Origin of the sequence: Sphingobium bisphenolivorans (genome assembly GCF_000412635.1) — a bacterium.
In the GTDB taxonomy this organism is placed as follows: Bacteria; Pseudomonadota; Alphaproteobacteria; order Sphingomonadales; family Sphingomonadaceae; genus Sphingobium; species Sphingobium bisphenolivorans.
Genome location: NZ_ASTG01000006.1, coordinates 42090 through 66683, shown reverse-complemented (window position 1 = coordinate 66683; position 24594 = coordinate 42090). Strand labels below are relative to the sequence as shown.

The following is a 24594-nucleotide window of genomic DNA, read 5'->3' as shown; positions in this document are numbered from 1 at the left end:
CATGCTGTGTTATTTGCCTGATACAGTCAAGCCTGTCCCGTCGCGGGACAGGCTCCGGTTAACCCTGATTGAGAGTGGCCATGATCGTAAAGAAAGCATTAACTCGCCCTTATGCGAACCCGACCCCTTGTCCTTACGACCGAGTCCGCGCGGCATCCCTTCCGCCAGCGGCTGCCGCGCCATGTTCTGCGCGCTTTGGAAGGGAAAAGCAGCAAGGCGGCGGAGTCGGACGACAATGACTGGAAACTCTTCCTGTTGAGCTTCGGCGCCTTCTTCACGGCGTTCTACAGCTTTATTTTCTGAGACAACTTAACCTTCGCGCTTAATCGCAGGCCTTGTGTAGCGTCCATGCGATCCAGGCGCAGGGCAGGCAGAGCGCGGCCACCAGCAGCAGCTGGTTGACGACCGAAAGGCCCATGAGGCTGAGGCCGATCGTGAGCAGCGACCCGATCACCATCGCGCCTGAATTGACGATGTTGTTGGCTGCGACCGTCCGGGCCGCTTCGCATTTTTCCACCGTGGTGGTGAGGAACGCGTAGAGCGGCACTACGAACATGCCGCCGAATGTCGCGACGCTCAGCAGGCACAGCGACAGCGGGATCGCCAGCGGATGGGCCAGGAACCCGGCGAGCGAGAGCATCTGGCCGCCCGGAGCCGGGGTCCAAAGATCGCAGACGACATGGAAGGCGAGGACGCTGAGCCCCATGCCGATCACCGCTGCGGGCGCGTAGCGGGCGGAGACATGACCGCTCAGCAGCCGGTTGATCGCGATCGAGCCGATGGCGATCCCGACCGAGAAGATGCCGAGGAAGAGGCTGGCGACCGATTTGTCGGCGGTCAGCACGTTTTTCACCAGCGGGGGGAACTGAATGAACAGGATAGAGCCCACCGACCAGAAGAAGCTGATGGCCATGATGGCGAGATAGAGGCGGCGAATATGCATGGTGCCTCGCACCAGCGTAATCGACGACCGAATGATGTGAAAATCGATCGGCTGGCGGTCCAGCAGCGAGGGCGCGGGGGGCACCTCCCGCCCCGCGACATAACCGATCAACGCCGTCACAACGATGCCGCCGGCTGCCACCTGAACCGGGATGATGCCGGCCAAAATGGTGCCCGCGAGGATGGCGATATAGGTGCCGGCCTCGACCAGCCCTGTTCCGCCGAGCACTTCGTCATCATGCAGGTGTTGCGGCAGGATCGCATATTTGATCGGGCCGAAGAAGGTCGAATGCACGCCCATGGCGAACAGCGCGGCGAGCAGCAGCGGAATGGCGAGGACATGAACCGCGATCCCGCTCCAGATCAGCGCCAGCCCCGCGGCTCCGACCGCCATGATCGCGATCTCCGCCGCCTTGACGTAGCGGATGATGGTCGCCTTGTCGCGCTGATCGGCCAACTGACCCGACAGCGCCGAGAGCAAGAAGAAGGGCAGGATGAACACCCCGGTCGCGAGCGCGCTGAACCAGGTTTCCGACCGCTCGTCATTATAGACGCTATAGACGACGAACAGCACCATCGCGTTCTTGAACAGATTGTCGTTGAAGGCACCGAGCAGCTGGGTGATGAAAAGCGGCAGAAAACGTCGCTTGTCGAGGAGCCTGAGAGAGGCTTGCATAGGCGAGGGGGTCTTCTTCGCTGTGGATGAGCGAAGCGCGGTCTAGCCGTTGCTTTCCACCAAGTGCAAGCCTTCCGTGCGGAAAGTAGGGGCGCGCCGGGCGTGCGGCGCTTGTGCGAGGCGGTGGACTGTGGCAGTCCGCCGCCATGCTGACGCTGCCCAATCTGCTGACGCTTTCGCGCATCCTGACCGTCCCGTTCCTGGTCGGCCTGTTGTGGCCGGCTGAAATCGGCGCGCGCTGGACGACCGGCTATATGCTCGCCTTCGCGCTCTACTGCCTGATGGGGATCACCGACTATTTCGACGGCTATCTCGCCCGCGCCCAAGGCGCTGTGTCTAAGCTTGGCATCTTCCTCGATCCCATCGCCGACAAGATCATGGTGGGCGCGGTCATCCTGATGCTGGCCGCGACGCGCGACATCGCTGGTATTCACATCGTGGCCGCGATGATCATCCTGCTGCGCGAAATTGCCGTTTCGGGCCTGCGCGAGTTTCTGGCGGGATTGCAGGTTTCGGTCCCGGTGTCGCGGCTTGCCAAGTGGAAGACGACATTCCAGCTCGTGTCGCTGGGTGCGCTGATCCTGGCGGGGGCTGTTCCGCAATTCCCCTTCGTGCAGATCGTGGGAATCCTGACCCTATGGGCCGCCGCTATCCTGACGCTGGTTACCGGTTGGGATTATCTGCGCGTCGGCATCAAGCATATGGATTGAGCGATGAGGCAGCTTACCCTCATGTATTTCGCTTGGGTGCGCGAGGCGGTCGGCCTGGACGAGGAGCGGATTGACCTGCCTGCGCCGGATGTCACGGTACGTGACCTGATCGGGCTGCTTGCGGCGCGCGACGGAGCCTATGCGGAGGCGTTCGCCGATCCCGCCCGGCTGCGGGCTGCGCTCGACCAGCGCTTCGTCACTTTGGACAGCGTGATCGGAGAGGCGAAGGAGCTGGCCCTGTTCCCGCCAGTGACGGGCGGATGAGCCGGGTTTCGATCCAGGCGGAGGATTTCGATCCTGCTGCGGAGTTGGCCGCTTTGGAGGGGCTTGGCGGCGGCGGCGTTGCCAGCTTTACCGGGATCGTTAGGGGCGAAGGCAGGCTGGTCGCGCTCGAGCTGGAACATTATCCCGCGATGACGCAGGTGCAGGTCGAAAGGATCGTTGAAGAAGCGATGAGCCGCTGGCCGCTGCTCGGCGCGCGGGTGATCCATCGCTACGGGCGACTGGAGCCGGGCGCTCGCATCGTGTTCGTCGGCACGACCTCTCGGCATCGGACGGCTGCGCTGGAAAGCTGTGCCTTTCTGATCGATTGGCTGAAGTCGGAGGCGCCCTTCTGGAAGAAGGAGCATTTCGCCGACCGCACCGCCTGGGTCGAGGCACGCGCCGAGGATGCGGCGAAGGCGCAGAGCTGGCGCGGCGAGGGTTAGCGGATTGTGCTCCTTCCTTCGCAAGAACTCGAAATTGTGGGGCTAGGCCGCAGCGCTGACCGTCGGGAGATCCGCCGCGTCGCGTAGCAGCCCAGCCAGCAGGCGGAATTCCTTCTCTCGCGGGCTGTTCTTGCGCCAAACAAGGGCGATGTCGCGATGCGCCCGCTCGGATTGTAGCGGCCGCGCGGTGATCTGCGTATGGTTCAATATGCCGCCTGCGATCGCCATTTCCGGCATGATCGTCATGCCAAGACCATTGTCCACCATCTGCACCAGCGTGTGGAGCGAGGTGCCCATCATCATCGCCCCCGCGCGGATTTCCGGTCGGTTACAGGCGGCGAGCGCATGATCCTTGAGGCAATGGCCATCCTCCAGCAGCAGCAGTCGCTCCTCGTCGATCATCTCCGGCGCGATCCATTCGGGCGGGTCACGCGGGTCATCGCGCGGGAAGGCCACATAGAGACGGTCCTGGAACAGCAACTCGCTGTCCAGTTCGCCGGTCGGAAAAGGCAGGGCCAGCAGCACGCAGTCGACATTGCCGTGGCGCAGCGATTCGATCGCGCTCTGGCTTGTCTCTTCGCGCAGATAGAGCTTCAGTTCCGGCCGCTCCGCTCGCAATTTGGGGAGCAGGCGGGGCAGAAGGAAGGGCGCGATCGTCGGGATGACGCTCATGCGCAACTCGCCGGTAAGCGGCTTGCTCGACGCTTCGGCGATGGCGGCCAGTTCCTCCGCCTCGCGCAGAACGCGGTGCGCCTTTTCAACGATGCGATCGCCGAGTGCCGTGAAGCGCACGACGCGGCGCGTCCTTTCGACCAGCGTGACGCCGATCAGCGATTCCAGTTCGCGGATGCCGGCCGACAGCGTAGATTGCGTGACGTAGCAGCTATCCGCCGCCTTGCCGAAATGCCCATGCTCCTTGAGTGCTACAAGATATTGCAGCTGCTTGAGCGTGGGCATGTAGCTCGACATTGATCGCCTTCCTCGATGAGAGGGGCAATTATAAGCGCTTCAGCCGATATATCCAAGCCATTTGGCAATGCCGAAAGCCGAGGTCAACGACAGGATGGTTCCCACGGCGATGAACAAAGTCCTGGGCGCCACGTGGCGGGCCAGCATAGCACCGAAGGGTGCTGCGATCACACCGCCGATCAGCAGGCCCACCGTGTAGGTGGTGAAGGTTTCCCAACCCAGATGCAGCAGGAAGGTGATGCTGATCGACAGGGTCAGGATGAATTCCACGGTGTTCACCGTGCCGATCGTGTGGCGTGGGCTCGATCCCTGGATCAGCAGGTTGGACGTGACCACGGGCCCCCAGCCGCCGCCGCCGGTCGCGTCCATGAAGCCGCCGATCAGGCCGAGCGGGCCGACCCATTTGGGATCGCGCTTCTGCGGCGGAAAGTGAAGGCCGCGCCAGATCAGATAGACGCCGATCGAGGCCAGGTAGATCTGCACGAAAGGCTTGATATAGGAGCCGTCGACATTGGAGAGCAAATAGGCACCGCTGACGCCGCCGATCACACCGGGAATGATCAGGCGGGCGAATAGTTTCCAGTCGACGTTGCGATGGGCGATATGGCTGATTGCGGAAACACCTGTGGTGAAGGTTTCCGCCGCGTGGACGCTGGCCGACGCCCTGCTGGGGGGCACACCCAGCGCGAGGAGCAGCGTGCTGGAGATCACGCCATAGGCCATACCGAGCGCGCCATCGACCATCTGCGCGCCGAAGCCCACAAGGATGAACGGCAATATGTCGCCAAGGTGGACGCTTAAGGTGTCGATCATGGTGCCCCTGCTCTGATTGTCTAGCGCATTGATTGGTATATAGCAGCGCGCCAACAAAGTTTCTGTTTTATCGCGCCAAGCCGAAATAGCCGTGCATCTGGAAAATTCCTCCATTTGGACTTATGTACCAGCGATTGGTTCCATGAGGGGCGCTTATGCTGCGCGATCTTGTTGCTTATCTGGATTCGGTTAAATCCCGTGATCCTGCCCCGCGCTCCCGCGCCGAAATCCTCCTTTATCCGGGGGTTTGGTCGCTCGCCTTTCATCGTGTGGCGCACCGGCTGTATTGCGCGCGCCTCTATTTCCTTGCCCGCGCGGTGAACCACTTGTCCCGTTTTCTGACAGGGAACGATATTCACCCGGGCGCGCGCATCGGCAAGCGCTTCTTCATCGACCATGGTTTTACCGTGATTGGCGAGACGGCCGAGATTGGCGACGACGTTACGCTGTACCAGAATGTCACACTGGGCGGAACCGATCCGGCAAATGGAATCGCGGGCAAACGTCATCCCACGCTGCATGACGGTGTGATCGTCGGGTCAGGCGCGCAGGTCTTGGGCCCCATTGAGGTCGGCGCCAGGGCGCGCGTGGGCGCCAATGCCGTCGTCACCAAAGATGTTCCGGAAGGGGCCACGATGGTAGGCATTCCCGCCCGGCCGATGCTGGTCGATGTCACTGCCTATCAGCGGGACTTCCTTCCCTATGGGACGCCGTGCACGGACTGCCTGGACCCGGAAAAGCAGAAGCTTGAGGTGTTGCGCGGCGAGGTGGAACGCCTGCAGCAGCGGCTGTCGGAATTGTTGGAGGAGCGGGAAATTGTAAATCCTTCACCGCCGGATGACGCTCCGGCGCATCGGGAGCGCGGTCGCGCCTGATGACCAATGTGACGCCGTTCCCGTCGCAATCTTCGCCTGCCGGGCAGACCGGCTTTGAACGGATCGAACTGCAAAGGATCATGGATCTTTATGGCCGCATGGTCGCTGCTGGGCACTGGCGCGACTATGCAATCGACCTTGGGCGGGATGCGGCGATCTTCTCGGCCTTTCGCCGCTCGGCGGAGCGGCCCGAATATCGGATCGAAAAGCGCCCCGCTCTGCGCCACCGGCAGGGTATGTGGGCGCTGATCGGAGAGGCGGGTGCGGTGCTAAAGCGAGGAGCCGAACTTCCCGGCATCTTGGCACCGGTCGAACGGCGGCTGCTCAAGATCGTGGGCGAGTAGCCCGCTTACAGAAAGGCGCGCAGCTCCGCGATGAAGCGGTCGAACTGGTCATGGTGCAGCCAGTGGCCCGCGTCGGAGAACTCGACCAGCCGCGCATCCTGGAAATGGGCGGCACGGCCGTCCTTGACCGGATTCGAGGCCCAGCTGTCAAGCCCCAGACAAAGCAGCGTGGGGCATGTGACGCGTTTCCAGAAAGCGGGAAGATCTGCGGCTGCGTCGGGCATCGGCTCGCTGTCATGAAGATAGGGATCGAATTTCCAGCGATAGCTGCCATCCTCATTGCGATTGACGCCGTGCGTGGTGAGGTGGATCGCTCGCTCCAATGATAAGCGATCGTTGCGTTCCTGCATGCGGGCGACCGCGGCTTCTATGGTCGGGTAGTGGCGGGTCGGGCGCCGGGCGCGCGACTGCCGCTTTTCGACCCATTTGATCCATTCGTCAGGAGCAGGTTTCTTCGTAGCCTCCGCAAGAGCGGCGGGGGCGAGGCCTAGACTCTCGATCGCAACGAGCTTGGCGACCTTGTCCGGGAACATGCCGGCGTAGCGGAGGGTAATAGCGCCGCCGAGCGAGTGGCCGACGATCGCGACCGGTCCACGGCCCTGCTGTTCGACCAGCTGCGCCAGGTCATAGACATAATTCGCCATGCCGTAGGACCCCTCGGCGGACCAGGCGCTGTCGCCATGGCCGCGTAGGTCCGGCGCGATGACGTGAAAGTCGTTAGCGAGGGCGCGGGCGGTCCAGTCCCAGCTGCGCGCATGGTCGCGGCCACCATGAACCAGGATCAGCGTAGGCGCCGAGCTGTTCCCCCAATCGAGATAATGCAGCCGCATCCGAAGGGAGGTGTAGAAATGCGAAGTGGGGGTCAGCGCTGCGCTGTTCATGCGATCCTTGGCAGGAAAGGAGTGAATACCCTGTCTTTGGCGAACTTCCCTGCGCATGCAAGCACTTGTTCAGGCACGGCGCGCCGTTTAGGGACAGTCGGTGAAGAGATTTGCACGGCAGTGCGGGCGAGTCCGCCGGTCAGCTGTCTCCAGGATGATGCGCGGCAAGCCGGATGAACCGGTCAGTCGTTCGCGTCTGGGCGATTGCGGCGACCATTTGGGCGAGTTCCGCCTGCTTGAAAGGCTTGTTGAGGCGGGGGCGGCTGGTCGCTTGGGGGGGCAGTTCGGCGAAGCCTGTGATGATGACTACGGGCAGGCCGGGCACTTTTTCCTCCACCGCGTCCGCCAACTGCACGCCCGTCATGCCCGGCATCGCATAGTCGGTGATGACCATGTCGATTGCGCCGTCCTCGACCATGCGCAGGGCGTCCATGCCCGATGCGGCCTGGAACACGGTATGGCCCAGTTCCTCCAGCATGCCGGCAGTGTTGGTCAGCACCAGATCGTCATCGTCGACGGCCAGTATCACAAGTTGCTGCGGGGAAGGGGCAACGATGTCGGCCGTATCGCTTGGCTGCGCTTCGGCTGGACCTTCCTGCGCTACTGGCAGCCAAAGCGACACGGTCGTGCCGACGCCCGGCTCGCTGATCAGGGTGAGCGCGCCGCCGCATTGTTCCGCAAAACCGTGCACCATCGACAGGCCCAGTCCGGTGCCCTTGCCAAGCCCCTTGGTCGTGAAGAAAGGTTCGCAGGCGCGGTTCAGCGTGGCTGCATCCATGCCCTCGCCCTGATCGATGATCGAAAGCTGGACATAGCGGCCCGCGCCCAGGTCGTGCCGCTGATCGGCCAGCACGGTGGCCTCTCCACCCTCTATGATGATACGCCCGCCCAGCGACATCGCGTCGCGGGCGTTGACGGCTAGGTTGAGCAGCGCCAGTTCCAGCTGCGCGGGATCGGCATGGGCGAAGCTCAGCGATAGGGGGAAGCGCGTCTCGATGGTGACGCTGGAGCCCAGCGTCGTTTTCAGCAAGCCCGCCATGTCATGGACCAGCCCGGCGCAGTCGACGCTTTGAAAGCGCAATTCCTGCTTCCGCGCGAAGGCCAGCATCCGCTGCGTCAGCGTGGCACCCCGTTCGGCGGCGGTCATGGCATTGTCGATATAGCGCGAGACATCAGCGCCTGTTGCAAGCCGCTGCCGTGCCAGATCGAGGCTGCCGACGATCACCGCAAGCAGATTATTGAAGTCATGGGCGACGCCGCCGGTCAGCTTCCCGATCGCGTCCATCTTTTGCGCCTGGAAAACCGCTGCCTGCGCCTCGTCCAGCGCCTGCTGTGCCAGCCGCCTTTCGGTGAGATCGCGGGTCACCTTGGCGAAGCCGATCAACTCGCCGGTCTCGTCGCGAATTGCATCGATGATAACGTGCGCCCAGAAACGCGAGCCATCCTTGCGGATGCGCCACCCTTCGGCCTCATAGCGGCCTTCACGCTCGGCGGTTTCCAATGCGCGGGAGGGGCGGCCGGCGATCCGATCTTCGTCGGAATAGAAGCGGGCGAAATTCTGCCCCAATATCTCGTCGGCGGTATAGCCCTTGAACCGCTCCGCCCCGGTGTTCCAGCTGGTGATGGTGCCTACAGGGTCGAGCATGTAAATTGCGTAGTCGCTGACCCCCTGCACCAAGATGCGGAACCGCTCCTCACTGAGCCGCAGCGCCTCCTGCGCGGCACGCCGTTCGCTGAGGTCGCGGGTCACCTTGGCAAAGCCCAGCAGCTTGCCGCCTGGATCGCGGATCGGATCTATGACGACGCTGGCCCAGAAACGCGTGCCGTCCTTCCGCACGCGCCATCCTTCCGATTCGAACCGCCCTTCCTTTTCGGCAGTTCCCAGCGCCCGTGCGGGTAAACCAACGGCCTGATCCTCGGGCGTGTAGAAGCGGGAGAAATGCTGACCGATGATCTCATCGGCCTCATATCCTTTGAACCGGCGGGCGCCGGCATTCCAGCTGACCACGATCCCGCTCGTCGACAGCATGTAGATGGCGTAGTCGGTGACGCTCTGGACCAGCAGCTCAAAGCGGTTCCCAGGAGTCTCGGGTGCCGCGTTGTTCATATGATCCCCGTCTGGATTGTGTGTTTTAATCCCCAACGTCCAGAGCAAGTGAACGTTCCGCTGGCGAAAGCTTCCGCCAAGAAAAGCGCGCCACCGATGGCACTGGCGGATTGACTTGCAGACCTGCTCCACGCCAATGAAGCTTGAAAGGAGATGGACAGGCATGGGCAGGCAGGCAATCATCACGGTCATCGGCGAGGCGATGCTGGAACTGAGCCGCGGAACTGGTGAGGGCTGGGACCTGCGCTATGGCGGCGATGTCATCAACACGGCCATTCATCTGGCAAGATCGGGAAACAAGGTCCGATTTGCGAGCGCGATCGGCACTGATCCGATGAGCGCGGACCTGCGCACCGCATGGGAAGGGGAAAGGATCGACACCAGCCTGCTGCTCGCGTCGCCCGACCGCTTGCCCGGCCTGTACGCGATCGAGACGGATGCGGCGGGCGAACGCAGCTTCCATTATTGGCGGGGCGAGAGCGCGGCGAGGCGGATGTTCGATCTGCCTGGCAGCGGCGCGATGGTGGAGCAGGCGGCGCAGTCGGACCTGCTTTATTTCTCGCTGATCACGCTCGCCATACTGCCCGAAGAAGGCCGTCAGAAGCTGTTTGCTCTCTGCGAGGCGGTACGCGCCAACGGCGGGAAGATCGCGTTCGACGGCAATTATCGCGCGCGGCTGTGGCCCGATGCGCAGACCGCCTGCCAGTGGCGCGACCGCGCGATCGCGCTCAGCGACATCGGGCTCCCCACTCTGGCGGACGAAGTGGAAATGGGGGAGGCCCACGATGCGCAGGATGCGGCGCGGCGCTGGGGCGCGGGGCAGGGTCGTGAGGTCGTCGTGAAGCTTGGCGCAGAGGGCTGTCTTGTCGATGGCGCTTTGGTGCCGCCGCCCGCCAAGGTCGATGTCATCGACTCCAGCGGAGCAGGCGATGCCTTCAACGGCGGCTATCTGGCCGCTCGCCTGGCCGGTCAGCAGCCCCGCGAGGCTGCTCTCGCCGGGCATCGGCTCGCCGGATGGAATATTGGCCGGCGCGGCGCCATCCCGGCTCGTGATGCCAGCGCGCCCTACGGTCGAGCGGAGATGCGTTGACGCCACCGAGGCGACGGGCTAAGCGACGCAAATCCGGGCGGGTGTAGCTCAATGGCAGAGCAGAAGCTTCCCAAGCTTACGACGAGGGTTCGATTCCCTTCACCCGCTCCATGATGATGCAGCCATGACATCTTCTCCCGACCTCGCCATCCGTTTAGCGCGCGCGACGTTCAATCGCGCCCTGGCGGAAGCTGACCTCCGCGCCATCGGCCCGCTGCTCGCGTCCAATGCGATACTCGTCGCGGGCACCGACAGCGCGGTGATTGTCGGACGGAAAGCGCAACTGCTTGCCTGGAAGCGGGAGTTCGCCGCGGCCTCGCGCACCCTCTACACCAGAACGCCAGCTACGATCGTCGTGTCCGCGGTCGAACCGATTGCGATGGAGCATGGCGAATGGCAGGGCGTCGAAGCATCGAGCGGAGCAGCGCTTGCCTCCGGCGCCTATAGCGCCAAATGGCGGCAGATCGGTTCGGATTGGCTGATCGAGGCGGAAATCTATCTGACGCTCGCCTGATCAGCCGACCTGCCGCTTCGCCAGCTTGCGCGCCAATGTGCGCCTGTGCATGCCGAGCCGGCGCGCCGCTTCGGAGATGTTGAAGTCGCTGTCCTTCAGCACCTCATGAATATGCTCCCACTCCAGTGTCTTGATCGACGTAGGGCGGGGGGCGAGAGGGGTGGTCGTGTCGCCGGCGGATTTGGCGAAGGCGGCCTCTATGTCATCGGTGTTGGATGGCTTGGCGAGATAGTGCGAGGCGCCGAGCTTGATCGCCTCCACCGCCGTCGCGATGCTGGCAAAGCCGGTCAGCACGACGATCAGCATCGCGGGATCACGCGCGTGCAGCGTCTCCACGCACACCAGGCCCGACTCGGCGCCCAGCTTCAGGTCCACGACGGCATGGGTCGGTTTGTGATCGGCCAGAAGGGCCAGCAAGGCGGCATGGCTGTCCGCAGCGAGCACGTTGTAGCCGCGCCGCTCGAAGGAGCGCTTCAGCGTTTTGGCGAAGGCCTCGTCATCCTCGACGATGACCAGCAGCGGCTCAGCCGACATGCGTTCCCTCTTCCTCTATCGCGACGGTGCTGAGCGGCAGGCGAAGCAGGATCAGCGCCCCGCCATCGGCGCCATTGCTCGCGCTGACGCTGCCGCCGAGCTTCCGCACGACGTTGACCACAAGGAACAGGCCAAGTCCATGGCCTTCCTTGCCCTTGCTGGATCGGTAGGGCTTGCCGAAATCCTCCAGCATCTGCTCGGTAAAGCCGCTGCCATTGTCGCGCACGGCGATGTTGAGCGAGTTGCTGTCGCGGCCCACCAGCAGGTCGATATAGGTCGCGCCCGCTTCCCGCGCATTGTCGAGCAGGTTGCCGATCGCCTGCCTGATGACGGGATCGGCGATGATGCGCGGATAGTCATGCGGCCCGAAGTCGCAGCGCAGCGGCATGCCGGGATTGGCGGCGCGCCAACTGGAGGAAATCTCGTCCACGAAGTCGCGTACATTGGTGACGACCGGCGCCTCGCCACGCGCCTCGCCGGAGGAAAGGAGGATGCCGGTTACGATCTGCTTACAGCGCCCGACCGCGGCCTGCATCTCCTCCACTTCCTCGGCGAGAGCGGGATGGCCGCTAATCTCCGGCATGTGGCGCCAATCGCCCAGCACCACCGCCAGCTGCGAGAGGGGCGTTCCCAGTTCATGCGCGGCGCCCGACGCCAGCAGCCCCATGCGCACGATATGCTCCTCCTCCGCTGCCTGCTGCCGCAGCCGGGCGAGATAGGATTCGCGCGCCTGAAGGTTGCGGGTCACCGGCGCCACGAACAGGACCAGCAGCACGGCGATCATGGTGAAGCAGATCCATGTGCCGACGATGTGAAGGTCGAACAGGCGCCCTTCCAGCGGCCCGCTGAGGTCCAGGGGACGGTAATGCAGCGCCAGCAGCCCTGCGCAGAGAGCGGAGACGAAGACGATGCCCCATACGCTCCGCCGGTCTAGCAGCACCGCGCCCAGCGCGACCTGCAACAGATAGAGCGAGATGAACGGGTTGGTCGCTCCGCCGGACAGGTAAAGCTGCGCGGTCAGCAGCAGCACGTCGAACAACAGCGAGAGGAAGAGTTCGGCGTGGGAAACATCGGTCCGTTTGCGCAATGTGCCGAAGCTCAGGCCATTCATGATGACGGCGATGGCGGCGACAAGCAGCATGGGCGCGATCGGCAGATGAATGCCCATGACGAAATGCACGGCCAGGATCGTCGCCACTTGCCCGGCGATCGCGACCCAGCGCAGTTGCACGAGCAGCGCGAGATTCTTCCGGCCAGCCGCGTCCGCCGACCACTGGCTGGGTTGCCAGAGCGTGCTGATCGACAGATCGAGGCTCATCCGTGGCGGGCTTTCCACTCCTGACGCATGGCGAATATGTAAGCAGCTGCGACCATCGCCGCCAGCACGAACCATGTGATCGCATAGGACAGATGATTGTTGGGGAAGGTGACGACGGTGAGGCCGCCGATGGGAAATGTGTCTGGAGAGGGGGATGCGCCTGCGTCGACGAAATAATTGGCGACGGGGCCGCTCACTTTCTTCACCGTGGCGATAGCCGCCACATCGCGCGAGTACCAGCGGTCGGCAGCCGGATCGTTGGAGCGTAGGAAGCCGCCGCCCGGTTCGCTCAACCGCATCAGGCCGGCGATCCGCACCTCGCCGGGAGGCCGATCATAATGGTGGCGCTCGTCGGCAGGCACGAAGCCCCGATTGATGATCAGCGTGAAGCCGCGGCCGGTGACGAGCGGTGTCAGTACCCAGAAGCCCGCGCCGCGCACCGTCACCGCCTGCACCAGCACGGCCCTGTCATGCAGGAAATGCCCGAAAACGGACACGCGGCGATATTCGTCGGCTCTCGTCGCGAAGGGGGGAGCGGTTACGGGCGGTGCGTCAAGCCGCGCGTCAACCCTGGCGATCAGGTCCTGCTTCCAGGCGAGCCGCTGGACCTGCCAGACGCCGAGCGCGCCGAACCCGGTGGAAAAGAGAAAGGCGATCAGCGTCAGGCCGATCAGGAAAACCGGGGATCGCCGGCGGCGCTCCCCGGTTTCGGGCGATGTCACGGCATCTCGCTCATATTGTGCATGACGCGCATCTCCTGCGTTGCGTCCATGTTCATCTGTTCATGCGGCATCATATTGTTGTTGAGGTGGTACATGACCCACATCGAGCCCGACAGGGTGATGACGACCAGCACCAGCGTCAGCATCATCGCCATGAAGGACCAGCCGCCTTCGATCCGGGTGTTCATGTGCAGGAAGTAGATCATGTGCACGACCACCTGCACCGCGGCGAAGGCCATGATGACGAAGGCGGTGAGCTGCCGGTCGCCCAGATAGCCGCTCATAACCAGCCAGAAGGGGATGGCCGTCAAGATGACCGACAGGCCGAAGCCGATCATGTAGCTGCCGAAGCTGCCATGCGCGCCCTCTTCGTGATGATCGTCGTTATGCCCATGGGCGTCGTGAGGATGGACGGCTTCGTTCATCGCAGCATTCCCATCAGATAGACAAAGGTGAAGACGCCGATCCAGATGACGTCGAGGAAGTGCCAGAACATGCTGAGGCACAGCAGGCGGCGCTTGTTGGCGGTGATCAGCCCCTTGCGCGCGACCTGCACCATCAGCGTGATCAGCCAGATCGAACCGAAGGTGACGTGCAGACCGTGCGTGCCGACCAGCGTGAAGAAGGACGAGAGGAAGGCGCTGCGCGTCGGACCCGCGCCCTCATGGATGAGGTGCGAGAATTCGTAGAGCTCGATGAACAGGAACGCGCCGCCGAACAGCAGGGTGATCAGCAGCCAGCCCTGCGTCGCGCTCACCCGGTCCTTCTCCATCGCCAGCATGGCAAAGCCATAGGTGATGGAGGAGAAGAGCAGCATCGCGGTGTTAAGCGCGATGAGGTTGAGGTCGAACAGGTCCTTGGGCCCCGGTCCGCCGGCATAATTGCCGCCCAGCACCGCGTAGGTGGCGAAGAGGATGGCGAAGATGAGACAGTCGCTCATCAGGTACATCCAGAAGCCCAGCATGGTGCTGTGGCCTTCGTGGAGGTGCGGCTCCTCGGGAAGATGGTAGGCCCGCTCTTCCCGATGCGCCGTTGCAGTTGCGCTGCTCATTGCTGTCAGACTCCGGCCGAGGCGAGGATGCGCGTGCGCTCTTCCTCGGTGCGCGTGACGACATCCTGCGGGATGTAGAAGTCGCGCTTGTAGTTGAAGGTATGGCCGATCGCGACCCCGACGATCCCGACGAAGCTGAGGCCAGCCAGCCACCAGATGTACCAGATGAGCGCGAAGCCGCAGACCGTGGCAAGACCGGCGAGGATGATCCCCGCGCCCGTGTTGCTGGGCATATGGATCGGCTGGTAGCCCGAGAGCGGCCGCTGATAGCCGTGCTTCTTCATGTCCGTCCAAGTGTCGCCGTCATAAACGACGGGGGTGAACGCGAAGTTATAGTCCGGCGGGGGCGAGCTGGTCGCCCATTCCAGCGTCCGGCCATCCCATGGATCGCCTGACAGTTCCTTATATTCTTCGCGCTTCCAGATGGAGACGGCGAACTGGATCAACATGGCGCCGATGCCGCAGGCGATGACCGCCGCGCCGATCGCCGCGACGATGAACCAGGGGTGCAGCGTCGGGTCGTCCAATACGCGCAGGCGGCGGGTGACACCCATGAGGCCGAGCACATAGAGCGGGCCGAAGGCGAGCCAGAAACCAATGTTCCAGCACCAGAAGCTTACCTTGCCCCAGAAGACGTTGAGCTTAAACCCGAACGCCTTGGGCCACCAATAGTTGATCGCCGCGAACAGGCCGAACAGCACGCCGCCGATGATCACGTTATGGAAGTGCGCGATCAGGAACAGCGAGTTGTGCAGCACGAAGTCGGCGGGGGGAACGGCCAGCAACACGCCGGTCATGCCGCCGATGGTGAAGGTCAGCATGAAGGCGACGGTCCACATCATCGGCAGCTCGAACCGGATCTTGCCGCGATACATGGTGAACAGCCAGTTGAAGAGCTTGGCCCCCGTCGGGATCGAGATGATCATCGTCGTGATGCCGAAGAAGCTGTTGACGCTGGCCCCCGACCCCATGGTGAAGAAGTGGTGCAGCCACACCAGGTAGGACAGCACCATGATGGTGCAGGTCGCATAGACCATGGAGGTGTAGCCGAAGAGCCGCTTGCCCGAGAAGGTCGAGGTGACCTCGGAAAAGACGCCGAACAGCGGCAGGATGAGGATGTACACCTCCGGATGGCCCCAGATCCAGATGAGGTTGACGTACATCATCGGATTGCCGCCAAAGTCATTGGTGAAGAAGTTGGTGCCGACATAGCGGTCGAGCGATAGCAGGACGAGCGTCGCGGTCAGGATCGGGAAGGAGGCGACGATCAGGACGTTCGCGCAGAGGGAGGTCCAGGTGAAGACCGGCATCTTCATCAGGCTCATGCCCGGCGCGCGCATCTTCACGATGGTCGCGATCAGGTTGATGCCCGACAAGGTCGTGCCGACACCGGCCACCTGTAGCGCCCAGATATAATAATCGACCCCGGTCGCGGGGCTGTAGTCGATCCCTGAAAGCGGCGGGTAAGCGAGCCAGCCGGTCTGTGCGAACTCGCCGACGAACAGCGACATCATCACCAGCACCGCGCCGCCCGCCGTCATCCAGAAGGAAAAGTTGTTGAGGAACGGGAAGCTGACGTCGCGCGCGCCGATCTGGAGCGGGACGATATAGTTCATCAGGCCGGTGATGAACGGCATCGCTACGAAGAAGATCATGATGACGCCATGCGCCGTGAAGATCTGGTCATAGTGATGCGCGTTCAGATAGCCTTCCGAGCCGTTGAAGGCCCAGGCCTGCTGAATGCGCATCATGATGGCGTCGGCAAAGCCGCGCAGGAACATGACGAGGCCGAGCACCATGTACATGATGCCGATCTTTTTATGGTCGACGCTGGTGAACCATTCCTTCCAGAGATAGCCCCAGAGGCGGAAATAGCTGAGCGCCGCGATCATCGCGATCCCGCCCAGCACCACCGCCGCGAAGGTCGCGACGACGATCGGCTCGTGCAGCGGGAAGGCGTCCCAGTTCAGACGACCGAGGATCATCTGCGTTGTCGTGAGTGTGCCGGTCATATTTCTTACCGATGCTGCGCGTGCGCATCCGCGCCGCTATGAGAGGAGTGATCCGCAGGGCCGCTGGCCGCGTGGCCGGCGTCGGGGGCGGTTTCCTGCCCCTTATTCTCGTCCGACTGCTCGATTACATGGCTGTCGGGCATGTCGTACTGGAGCCCGCCAATGTCATGCGCCGATTCCTTGCCCGCGCCGCCCATCCGGTCGATATGCATCAACTCGCTCATGCAGCGCTGGCCGGGCTTGGGGCAGAGGTTGACGATCGTGTCGAACAGCTTGGGGTCGGACCGCGCGAAATAGGCGACGGGTGCTTTCTCGCTCGGCTTGGCGAGCTTGAGGTAGACGTCGCGGCTAAGGCTTGCGCCGCTCGCCTTCACGCCGGCAGCCCAAGCCTCGAAGCCAGCACGGTCCAGCGCCTTGTAGGCAAAGCGCATGTGGCTAAAGCCCGCGCCCGAATAGTTGGCGGAGATGCCGGTGCTGGCGACGGGCTGGTTTGCGACGGCGTGCAACTGCGTCTTCATCCCCGGCATCGCATAGATCATGCCCGCAAGTTCGGGCACGTAGAAGCTGTTCATCACCGTCGAGGCGGTGATGTCGAAGCGGACCGGTACATTGGTCGGGACGGCCATTTCGTTGACCGTTGCAATGCCGAGTTCGGGGTAGATGAACAGCCACTTCCAGTCGAGCGCGACGACCTGGATCACCAACGGCTTGACCTTGGGATCGATGGGGGTCTGCGCATCGATCCGGTCGAGCGGGCGATAGGGATCGAGCTTATGCGTGCTCACCCAGGTGAGCGCCCCCAGCGCGATGATGATCAGCAGCGGCGCCGACCAGATAAGCAGTTCCAATTTGGTGCTGTGGTCCCAGTCCGGATCATACTCCTTCTCGGCTGCCTCGCTCGCCGAGCGGTAGCGCCACGCGAACCAGACGATCAGCGCCATCACCGGAACGACGATCAGCAGCATCAGTGCCGTCGAGATCAGAATCAAATCACGCTGTTGCACCGCAACATCGCCCGAAGGATTCATGACGACCCAGTCGCATGCCGTCAGAGGCAGCGCCAGCATCGGGGCGGTCCAGCGCAGAAGCCGGTTCCGGAAAGGAGAAGGGGGATGTGACATGATCGCGCGCCTAGACGGTCTGCGAGTGCAGCGACAGTGGACAGTTTGTCCTATTATGCGCAGCTGCAAAAAATGGCCGCAGTGCGGGATACCGCTTAGACTCCGCGGGTTTTCTGTTATGTTGCCTCTTACAGGCAGCCGGCATAACAGAAAATCGGCCCGGTTGCCCGATCAAGGAGCGGATGCCGATGAATTCAACGACGATTGCCTTTACCTCCACCCCGCTTGAGGACGATGCGCGCAAGATCAACGCGCGCGACCACAAGATCGCGCCGGGTGACATATCCATCGGGGTAATCATCGGCAGAACCTCCGAATTTTTCGACTTTTTCGTTTATGCGATCGCTTCGGTGATCGTGTTTCCGAACCTCGTCTTTCCCTATGTCGATGCGCTGACAGGTACGCTTTATTCCTTCGGGATTTTCGCCGTCGCCTTCATTACGCGTCCGTTGGGATCGCTGATCTTCATGGCGATCGACCGCCATTATGGCCGGGGCACGAAGCTGACCGGCGCGCTGTTCCTGCTCGGCGGATCGACCGCCTCCATCGCCTTCATGCCCGGCTATGAGACGATCGGCCATTATTCCGCCGTCGTGCTGATCCTCCTGCGCGCTGCCCAAGGTGTTGCGCTGGGCGGCACGTGGGACGGCCTGGCCTCGCTGCTGTCGCTGAACGCCCCGCAGCATCAGCGCGGATGGTATGCGATGGTTCCGCAGCTTGGCGCACCGCTCGCCCTGCTGGTGGCGAGCGGCCTGTTCGCCTTCTTCCTGATGACGCTCTCGCGCGCGGACTTCCTGGATTGGGGCTGGCGCTATCCTTTCTTCGTCGCGTTTGCGATCAATGTCGTCGCGCTGTTCGCGCGTCTGCGCATCGTGGTGACCCATGAGTTCGAGCGGCTGTTCGAGCAGCGCGATCTTGTGCCTTCGGAGATCCTGCCGACTGTCAAGGCGGAAGGCCGCAACATCATCATTGGGGCGTTCGCCCCGCTTGCGAGCTTTGCACTGTTCCACATGGTGACGGTGTTCCCGCTGTCCTGGGTGGCGCTGTTCACGAAGCAGCCGCTGGAGCGCTTCCTCATCATCGAGATGATCGGCGCCTCGGTCGGTCTGCTCGCCATCGTCGTGTCGGGCTTTATCGCGGATCAGATCGGCCGCCGCTCGCTGCTCGCATGGTCGGCGCTCGGCATCGCACTGTTCAGCGTGATGGCCCCCTTGCTGCTTAACGGCGGCGATCTGGGCGAAGTGGCTTTCATGATCCTGGGCTTCATGCTGCTGGGTTTGGCGTTTGGTCAGTCCTCGGGCGTGGTTGCGTCCAATTTCGCGGCCGAGGCGCGCTATACGGGTTCGGCGCTGACGTCCGACCTTGCCTGGCTGGTGGGCGCGGGCTTTGCGCCGCTGGTGGCGCTGGTGCTGTCGGTGAAGTTCGGCCTTGCCGCCTCGGGCATCTACCTGCTGTCGGGCGCAGTGGCGACGATGGTGGCGCTTTACATCAACAAGGAACTGGCGGGCCGCGACCGCTGGTAAGGGGAGGCGGGACCCTTACCGGTTCCCCTCCATCTGCCCCCGCATCCGGGCGAGTGCCTTCCGGTCGAACCAACCGGTCGGCAAGGCTCGCGGCCGGAAGCGCGGCAGCCATTGCGGGTAGAGGCTGCTGAGCCGCACCGGCAGGCCCTGCGGCCCCTCCCGCGCCATGATGTCGGATATGATCCGGTTCTGGAAGAAGCGCACAGAATAGTTGATCAGGCGGCAATATTGCATCCTGATGGTCGCAGGGTGTAGCAGGCTTACCGGCTCGCAGAGGAAGCCGGCCGCTTCGCACGGCATGATCCGATCGCGGTCCCAGGCGGCGTCAGGCCCAAGGTTTGTATGCGCCCAGGCGGCGACTAGCCCGTCGTCGCCAATCAGGTCTTCCGGCAGGCGCAATTCCTGCTGCCTTATCGACCGCACGAAGAAGCCGCTGAGCGCGTAGAGATCGCCGAACAGGCCGCGGTCGTGGCGCAGGCTCTCGCGGTAGGCGGCGGCAGACCGGCCGTTGAGCGGCATGCCGGCGGCGGCATTCAGTCGCGGACCGTCCGTCAGTGTCTTCGCGAGTGCGTCTATCGATCCGGCCCTGATCTGCGCATCGCCATCCAGGCAAATGACGGCTTCCTCTTCCCCGGTCAGCAGTTCATGGATGAAGCGGTTCCACGTCCGTGACTTGCCGCCAGAGGGCAAGTCATGCACGAGCACATTGGCTCGCCCTCCTGCGGCCTCCCGCGCTCGCTCCGCCGTCGCATCTTTGGAGCCGTTCACCAGCACATGGAACAGCGTGCCGGGGCGGTCGAGCGGCAGCGAGGCAAGGCAGGCGGCGATGCGCCGCTCCTCCTGATGCGCGAAGATGCCGACCGCGACGCGCATGATGTTCAGCGAAAATCCCAGCCCTGCTGCCCGTGCTGCGGCAGATCGAGCCCTTCGGCTTCTACCTCCGGCTCCAGGCGCGGCGGCATGACCAGCGAAAGGATCAGCGCCAGGATGGCGGAGCCGAGCATCGCCCAGAGTGCAACCACGACCACCCCGACCAGTTGCATCGCGAGTGTATGGCCGACATCGATCCCCGCCTGAAATCCCACGCCCCCCGCTTCTGGCAGTACGAAGGGCACGAGCAGCAGCGCGCCTGTCAGGCCCCCGATGCCGTGGATCAGGAAGATGTCGGCGGCATCGTCGATCCGGTCCTTCAGCAGAGCCTTGGCCAAGCGGCAGATGGCGGCTGCTGCGAAGCCGATCAGCATGGCGCCGCCCGCGCCCACCAGCGGGGCGGATGCGGAGATCGCGACCAGTCCCGCTAGCGCGCCCGACAGCAGGCCGGTCGCCCGCGCGCGGCCGCTGAGCGCGCGATCGAGCAGCGCCCAACTGAGCGCTCCGGCACTGGCTGCGAAGTGCATGCTGATGATGGCGGTCGCGGCGTCATCCGTGGCGCCGAGCGCCCAGCCGCCGACGATGCCGGCCCAGCCGATCCACAGCAGAGCGCCCCCCACGAGGGTCAGTACCGGCGAATGGCCCGGCGTTGATGCTGCACGCCGGGGGCCGACAATCAGTGTCAGGACGAGGGCGGAAAAGCCGGCGCTTACATGAAGAACGATCGCGCCGGCGAAGTCGATCACGCCAGTCGCCGCCAGCCACCCGCCCGCCCAGATCCAGTGGGCGACCGGGGCGTATACCAGAAGCAGCCAAAGCGGGGCGAAAGTCGCCATCCAGCCGATCCGCACCCGCTCGGCAACGGCGGCCGGCAACAGGCAGGCCGCCAGCAGTGCCAGCGCCATCTGGAACAGCGCAAAGGCGGACTCAGGAACCGTAAGCCCTTCGCGCAAGGCGCCTAGATTGGCGAGAAAAAGGTTCGCCCCGCTGCCCAGCCATCCGCTTCCAGGGGCGAAGGCGAGGCTATATCCGGCGATCCCCCAAAGCAGCGAAGCGCCCGCCGCGACCGCGATGCCCTGCGTCATGATCGACAGTGCGGACCTGGCCTTCGTAAGCCCTGCATGGCGCAGCAGCAGGCCCGGCAGGGCGCCCAGCATCACCAGCAGGCTGCACAGCATCAACCAGCCCGTATCGCCGCTGTCGGCCACCGCCACCTGCGCCAGGGCAGGCTGAGGCAGGAAGGTCCCGGCAGCAACGAGGAGGAGGGCAGGCGGAAGGCGCATCGAACGTCCTGGCAATCGAAAACTCCCGCTGCCTTAAATCGCTTCGGTAAAGACTTGGCTAAGCCTGATTGGAGAAGCTGCCTCAATAAGCCGCGCCGCCGCAGGAAATCCGCCCGGTTCCGCGATTATCGACGCTGCATGCCGCCTTGCCGATCACCGTCACGTCGCCTGATCCGGACGCGCTGACCTTTGCCGTCACGTCGGCCGTCAGCGTGACAGTGCCCGGTCCGTCAATCGCTACGGTCGCCTGTCGCGCGTGCAGGCCTTCCGCGGCCACGGCGCCCGGTCCGTTCACCCGCACCGTCGCCACACCAGCACGGCCCGCGAGCGTCGCCCGGCCCGCACCCGCCACGCCCAGGTTCAATTGATCGAGGTCCACGGCTGCGACGCTGACATCGCCATTGCCACCCAAGATGATCTCTCCGCGCAGCCCCTTCATCCGGTTGATTGATATCGATCCGCCACCGATCAGCACGACGCGCATGAGGTTGCCGGTGGAGAGACGCAGCAGCGCGCGACCTCCGGATTTCTCGCCCGGCCGGGGCCGCTCCATCGTGATGGTCAGCAGCCGGCCTGACACATCGACCTTCAGCCGGTCGAGCAGCTGCTGGTCCCCCTCCGACCGGGCGGACGCGCCGGCTCCGGTCGTGACGATCACCTCTATGGGGGCGTCGACCCGGATCGCGTCGAAGCTGGTGACGGTAAAGCCGCGCGTTGCCGCCTGCGCGGGGGCGGCGAGTCCGACGACCGTCAGCAGGATAAAGCGCGCCAGGATCATGAGAGCCTCTTAAATCGTTCAAGAAGGGGAATAAGCGCGCGACGTGGCGGCTCCAACCCCCCTTGTTCGTCGCACCAGATCGGGCAAGATCAAGCGGTTTTTCAGGAGGCAAGCGACTGATGCACACATATTGGATCGGATTTTCCCTCCTGATGGTAACAGTGCCGGCCTTCGCCGCTGGGGAGGACCGGGGGGCAACATGGTGGAGCCATGTGCAGACGCTTGCCAGCGACGCCTATGAAGGGCGCGCTGCCGGAACGCCCGGCTATGATCGCGCGGCGGACTATGTGATCGCTCAGTTCGGTTCGCTCGGCCTCAAGCCTGCGGGAACGGAGGGCTATAAGCAGCCTATCGCCTTTATCCGGCAGACTATCATCGCCCAGGGGAGCAGCGCCGCACTGATCGGCGCAGGAGGCGAGCGGGCGCTTTCCATCCCCGCCGATCTCATCATTTCGGGGAGCGGCGGCCCGGTACCCGAAGCACTCGACACGCCGCTGGTCTTCGCCGGCTATGGTCTGCACCTGCCCGAAGCGGGGCATGACGATTTCGCGGGATTGGATGTGAAGGGTAAGATCGTCGTCGTGATTTCGGGAGGGCCGTCCCATATTTCCGGCGCGCTCAAGTCCCATGCCCGATCCGAGCGCAGCGGATGGCTGGCGAAAATGGGCGCCCTCGGGCTGATCCAGCTGGTGACGCCCAAGCAGGTGGAGATCCCCTGGAGCCGCCGCATGGCTCTGGCGAGCCAGCCCGCGCTGTTCATCAAGGATGCCGCGCTGCGCGACACCCGTCGGCCTTTCCTGAACGCACAAATCGATCCCGCCCGTTCAGCGCTGCTCTTTGCCGGGTCAGGCCGTGATTTCGCGGGAATTGCAGGGGCGGCGGACGAAGCTGCGCCCGTGCCCAGCTTCCCGCTGGCGCAGCGGCTGAAGGTCAAGTTGGCGGCCGAACGCACCGACCTGTCGTCGTCCAACATCGTGGGCGTGATGCCCGGATCGGACCCGCGTCTTGCCAAGGAATATGTCGTCCTGTCCGCCCATCTCGATGGCTATGGCGTCGGCACACCCATCGGGGGCGACTCAATCTATAATGGCGCGCTGGATAATGCTTCGGGCGTCGCGAGCCTGATCGAGATTGCCCGCACATTGCGCGACGGTCCGGTCCGCTCGAAACGCTCCATCCTCTTCGCCATCGTTACGGCCGAGGAGAAGGGGCTGCTCGGATCCCGCTACTTCGCGCGTAAGCCGACGGTGCCGGCGGAGGCAATCGTCGCGAACCTCAATTTCGACATGGCGCTCCCCATCTTCCCCCTCACGAGCGTAACGCCGATCGGCTATGATCAGAGCACGTTGGGCAAGGAAGCCGAGGCAGTCAGTCAACAGATGAACCTGCCGATCACGCCGGATCCCTTCCCGGACCGCAATGTCTTCATCCGGTCCGACCAATATAGCTTCATCCTGGAGGGCGTGCCGGCACTGTTCTTCAAATATGGGTTCAAGGCGGGCACTCGGGAGGCGGAGGTGGAGAAGGCCTGGCGCGCGAATGTCTACCATTCGCCGCGCGATGACGTGAACCAGCCGGTGATGCCGGATCAGTCGGTGAAGCTGAACGACTATGTCGCCGCCGTTGCCCTCCGTGTGGCGAACGCCCCGGCCCGGCCCGCCTGGAACCGCGACAGCTTCTTCCGCCGGTTCGCGAGGTGAGAGGAGGGCAAGCGGAGCCTTGATCCCCTCAGCGGAGCGGCCTACACCCCCGCCATGAGCTATGCCCCCTATCCGGCGCTGCGCCTGCGCCGTACCCGCGCTTCGGCCTGGAGCCGGGCGATGCATGCCGAAAACCGGCTGAACCCCAGTGATTTCATCTGGCCCTTGTTCGTGACGGAGGGCCAGCAGGTGGAGGAGCCGATCACTTCGTTGCCGGGCGTGTCGCGCTGGTCGGTCGATTTGGTCGTCGCGCGGGCGAAGGAAGCGCGCGATGCGGGCATTCCCTGCCTCGCGCTTTTCCCCAACACGCAGCCCGAGCGCCGCAGCGACGATGGCATGGAGGCCCTCAGCCCCGATAATCTGATGTGCCACGCCATCCGGGCGATCAAGGACGCCGTGCCGGACATCGGCGTGCTGACCGATGTGGCGCTGGACCCCTACACCGTGCACGGGCAGGACGGCTTGCTCGATGAGAGCGGCTATGTTGTGAACGATGCCACCGTCGATGTGCTGATCGGCCAGTCGCTCAACCAGGCGGCTGCCGGCGCCGACATCATCGCGCCCAGCGACATGATGGACGGCCGCGTGGGCGCGATCCGCGAAGCGCTGGAGGAGGAGGGGCACGCCAATGTCCAGATCATGGCCTATGCCGCCAAATATGCCAGCGCCTTCTATGGTCCCTTTCGCGATGCGGTCGGCTCGCGCGGGCTACTGAGGGGCGACAAGAAAAATTATCAGATGGACCCCGCCAATAGCGAGGAAGCGCTGCGCGAGGTCGCGCTCGACCTTGCAGAAGGTGCCGACAGCGTGATGGTGAAACCGGGCCTGCCCTATCTCGACATCATCGCTCGGGTGAAAGATGCTTTCGCGGTACCGGTCTTCGCTTATCAGGTGTCCGGCGAATATGCGATGATCGAGGCGGCTGTGGCTGCCGGGGCGGGGGATCGCGACGCCTTGGTGCTCGAAACGCTGATGGCTTTCAAACGCGCTGGCTGCTCCGGCATCCTTACCTATCATGCGCTCCATGCGGCGCGATTGCTGGGAGCCTGAAGTG

The 24594-nt window shown here is 63.7% G+C and carries 26 protein-coding genes and 1 tRNA gene; 12 read left to right on the top strand and 15 right to left on the bottom strand.

The genetic code is table 11. The features are described 5' to 3' along the window. Positions 1 to 111 precede the first annotated feature (111 nt). Positions 112 to 303: a hypothetical protein gene (locus L858_RS0105895; RefSeq protein WP_022682222.1), complete on the top strand. Its 192-nt coding sequence runs from the start codon at positions 112 to 114 to the stop codon at positions 301 to 303. Positions 304 to 322: 19 nt separating this feature from the next. On the opposite strand, the gene L858_RS0105890 is transcribed toward L858_RS0105895, so the two are convergent. Continuing rightward, positions 323 to 1618, bottom strand: a complete 1296-nt coding sequence (locus tag L858_RS0105890; protein ID WP_022682221.1) for an MFS transporter — start codon at positions 1616 to 1618, stop codon at positions 323 to 325. Positions 1619 to 1764: 146 nt separating this feature from the next. On the opposite strand from L858_RS0105890, the gene pgsA reads away from it, so the two are divergent. From pgsA to L858_RS0105875, 3 genes are read left to right on the top strand one after another with little or no spacing between them, the layout of a single operon-like run. After that, positions 1765 to 2328, top strand: coding sequence for a CDP-diacylglycerol--glycerol-3-phosphate 3-phosphatidyltransferase (gene pgsA / locus L858_RS0105885; RefSeq protein WP_022682220.1), 564 nt, complete (start codon positions 1765 to 1767; stop codon positions 2326 to 2328). A gap of 3 nt (positions 2329 to 2331) precedes the next feature. Beyond that, a complete protein-coding gene (gene moaD / locus L858_RS0105880; RefSeq protein WP_022682219.1) occupies positions 2332 to 2592 on the top strand; it encodes a molybdopterin converting factor subunit 1 in 261 nt (86 codons plus the stop codon). Beyond that, entirely contained in the window at positions 2589 to 3035 is a 447-nt protein-coding gene (locus L858_RS0105875) for a molybdenum cofactor biosynthesis protein MoaE (protein ID WP_022682218.1), read from the top strand. The genes moaD and L858_RS0105875 overlap by 4 nt, the downstream gene beginning before the upstream one ends. A 42-nt stretch (positions 3036 to 3077) precedes the next feature. Here the strand turns inward: L858_RS0105875 and L858_RS0105870 are convergent, their stop codons facing one another. Together L858_RS0105870 and L858_RS0105865 are read right to left on the bottom strand one after the other, a co-directional pair. Beyond that, positions 3078 to 4004, bottom strand: coding sequence for a hydrogen peroxide-inducible genes activator (locus L858_RS0105870; protein WP_022682217.1), 927 nt, complete (start codon positions 4002 to 4004; stop codon positions 3078 to 3080). A gap of 39 nt (positions 4005 to 4043) precedes the next feature. Further along, the gene (locus L858_RS0105865; protein ID WP_028055863.1) at positions 4044 to 4817 is read right to left on the bottom strand and encodes a sulfite exporter TauE/SafE family protein; all 774 of its coding nucleotides are present in this window, start codon (positions 4815 to 4817) and stop codon (positions 4044 to 4046) included. A 155-nt stretch (positions 4818 to 4972) separates the two neighbouring features. Between L858_RS0105865 and epsC the strand changes: the two genes are divergently transcribed. After that, positions 4973 to 5692, top strand: coding sequence for a serine O-acetyltransferase EpsC (gene epsC, locus L858_RS0105860; protein WP_022682215.1), 720 nt, complete (start codon positions 4973 to 4975; stop codon positions 5690 to 5692). Next, positions 5692 to 6036 carry a DUF2794 domain-containing protein gene (locus L858_RS0105855; protein WP_022682214.1) on the top strand — a complete coding sequence of 115 codons (345 nt, stop codon included), beginning with the start codon at positions 5692 to 5694 and terminating at the stop codon, positions 6034 to 6036. Before epsC ends, L858_RS0105855 begins: the two co-directional genes overlap by 1 nt. Positions 6037 to 6041: 5 nt before the next feature. Here the strand turns inward: L858_RS0105855 and L858_RS0105850 are convergent, their stop codons facing one another. Continuing rightward, positions 6042 to 6917: an alpha/beta fold hydrolase gene (locus L858_RS0105850; protein ID WP_022682213.1), complete on the bottom strand. Its 876-nt coding sequence runs from the start codon at positions 6915 to 6917 to the stop codon at positions 6042 to 6044. A gap of 139 nt (positions 6918 to 7056) precedes the next feature. Then, positions 7057 to 9024, bottom strand: coding sequence for a hybrid sensor histidine kinase/response regulator (locus L858_RS19750; RefSeq protein ID WP_022682212.1), 1968 nt, complete (start codon positions 9022 to 9024; stop codon positions 7057 to 7059). A 163-nt stretch (positions 9025 to 9187) separates the two neighbouring features. Between L858_RS19750 and L858_RS0105840 the strand changes: the two genes are divergently transcribed. The 3 genes from L858_RS0105840 to L858_RS0105830 all read left to right on the top strand — a co-directional run bounded on the left by L858_RS0105840 (position 9188) and on the right by L858_RS0105830 (position 10628). Then, entirely contained in the window at positions 9188 to 10114 is a 927-nt protein-coding gene (locus L858_RS0105840; RefSeq protein WP_022682211.1) for a sugar kinase, read from the top strand. A gap of 37 nt (positions 10115 to 10151) precedes the next feature. Next, positions 10152 to 10225: transfer RNA gene (locus L858_RS0105835), tRNA-Gly, on the top strand. A gap of 13 nt (positions 10226 to 10238) precedes the next feature. Beyond that, positions 10239 to 10628 (top strand): nuclear transport factor 2 family protein, encoded by a 390-nt coding sequence (locus L858_RS0105830; protein WP_022682210.1) that lies wholly within the window; start codon positions 10239 to 10241, stop codon positions 10626 to 10628. On the opposite strand, the gene L858_RS0105825 is transcribed toward L858_RS0105830, so the two are convergent. From L858_RS0105825 to cyoA, 7 genes are read right to left on the bottom strand one after another with little or no spacing between them, the layout of a single operon-like run. After that, positions 10629 to 11162, bottom strand: coding sequence for a response regulator transcription factor (locus L858_RS0105825; RefSeq protein ID WP_022682209.1), 534 nt, complete (start codon positions 11160 to 11162; stop codon positions 10629 to 10631). Next, positions 11152 to 12480, bottom strand: a complete 1329-nt coding sequence (locus tag L858_RS0105820) for an ATP-binding protein (RefSeq protein ID WP_022682208.1) — start codon at positions 12478 to 12480, stop codon at positions 11152 to 11154. Before L858_RS0105820 ends, L858_RS0105825 begins: the two co-directional genes overlap by 11 nt. After that, entirely contained in the window at positions 12477 to 13202 is a 726-nt protein-coding gene (locus tag L858_RS0105815; RefSeq protein WP_022682207.1) for an SURF1 family protein, read from the bottom strand. Before L858_RS0105815 ends, L858_RS0105820 begins: the two co-directional genes overlap by 4 nt. After that, a complete protein-coding gene (cyoD, locus tag L858_RS19745) occupies positions 13199 to 13627 on the bottom strand; it encodes a cytochrome o ubiquinol oxidase subunit IV (protein WP_022682206.1) in 429 nt (142 codons plus the stop codon). Before cyoD ends, L858_RS0105815 begins: the two co-directional genes overlap by 4 nt. Next, positions 13624 to 14253, bottom strand: coding sequence for a cytochrome o ubiquinol oxidase subunit III (cyoC, locus tag L858_RS0105805; RefSeq protein ID WP_022682205.1), 630 nt, complete (start codon positions 14251 to 14253; stop codon positions 13624 to 13626). Before cyoC ends, cyoD begins: the two co-directional genes overlap by 4 nt. 5 nt (positions 14254 to 14258) lie before the next feature. Next, positions 14259 to 16265, bottom strand: a complete 2007-nt coding sequence (cyoB, locus tag L858_RS0105800; RefSeq protein WP_022682204.1) for a cytochrome o ubiquinol oxidase subunit I — start codon at positions 16263 to 16265, stop codon at positions 14259 to 14261. Positions 16266 to 16270: 5 nt separating this feature from the next. Next, positions 16271 to 17332: a ubiquinol oxidase subunit II gene (gene cyoA / locus L858_RS0105795; RefSeq protein WP_022682203.1), complete on the bottom strand. Its 1062-nt coding sequence runs from the start codon at positions 17330 to 17332 to the stop codon at positions 16271 to 16273. A 242-nt stretch (positions 17333 to 17574) separates the two neighbouring features. Here cyoA and L858_RS0105790 point away from each other — a divergent pair, with 242 nt between their 5' ends. Then, positions 17575 to 18909, top strand: coding sequence for an MFS transporter (locus L858_RS0105790; RefSeq protein WP_028055861.1), 1335 nt, complete (start codon positions 17575 to 17577; stop codon positions 18907 to 18909). Positions 18910 to 18924: 15 nt separating this feature from the next. On the opposite strand, the gene L858_RS0105785 is transcribed toward L858_RS0105790, so the two are convergent. The 3 genes from L858_RS0105785 to L858_RS0105775 all read right to left on the bottom strand — a co-directional run bounded on the left by L858_RS0105785 (position 18925) and on the right by L858_RS0105775 (position 21840). Further along, positions 18925 to 19782 carry a glycosyltransferase gene (locus tag L858_RS0105785; protein ID WP_022682201.1) on the bottom strand — a complete coding sequence of 286 codons (858 nt, stop codon included), beginning with the start codon at positions 19780 to 19782 and terminating at the stop codon, positions 18925 to 18927. A 5-nt stretch (positions 19783 to 19787) separates the two neighbouring features. Further along, positions 19788 to 21062 (bottom strand): ammonium transporter, encoded by a 1275-nt coding sequence (locus tag L858_RS0105780; RefSeq protein WP_022682200.1) that lies wholly within the window; start codon positions 21060 to 21062, stop codon positions 19788 to 19790. Between the two features lie 82 nt (positions 21063 to 21144). Continuing rightward, entirely contained in the window at positions 21145 to 21840 is a 696-nt protein-coding gene (locus tag L858_RS0105775) for a head GIN domain-containing protein (RefSeq protein ID WP_022682199.1), read from the bottom strand. 152 nt (positions 21841 to 21992) lie between these two features. On the opposite strand from L858_RS0105775, the gene L858_RS0105770 reads away from it, so the two are divergent. Further along, the gene (locus L858_RS0105770) at positions 21993 to 23540 is read left to right on the top strand and encodes a M28 family metallopeptidase (RefSeq protein WP_238564933.1); all 1548 of its coding nucleotides are present in this window, start codon (positions 21993 to 21995) and stop codon (positions 23538 to 23540) included. 54 nt (positions 23541 to 23594) lie between these two features. Continuing rightward, positions 23595 to 24590, top strand: coding sequence for a porphobilinogen synthase (gene hemB / locus L858_RS0105765; protein ID WP_022682197.1), 996 nt, complete (start codon positions 23595 to 23597; stop codon positions 24588 to 24590). The last annotated feature ends 4 nt before the right edge of the window (positions 24591 to 24594 follow it).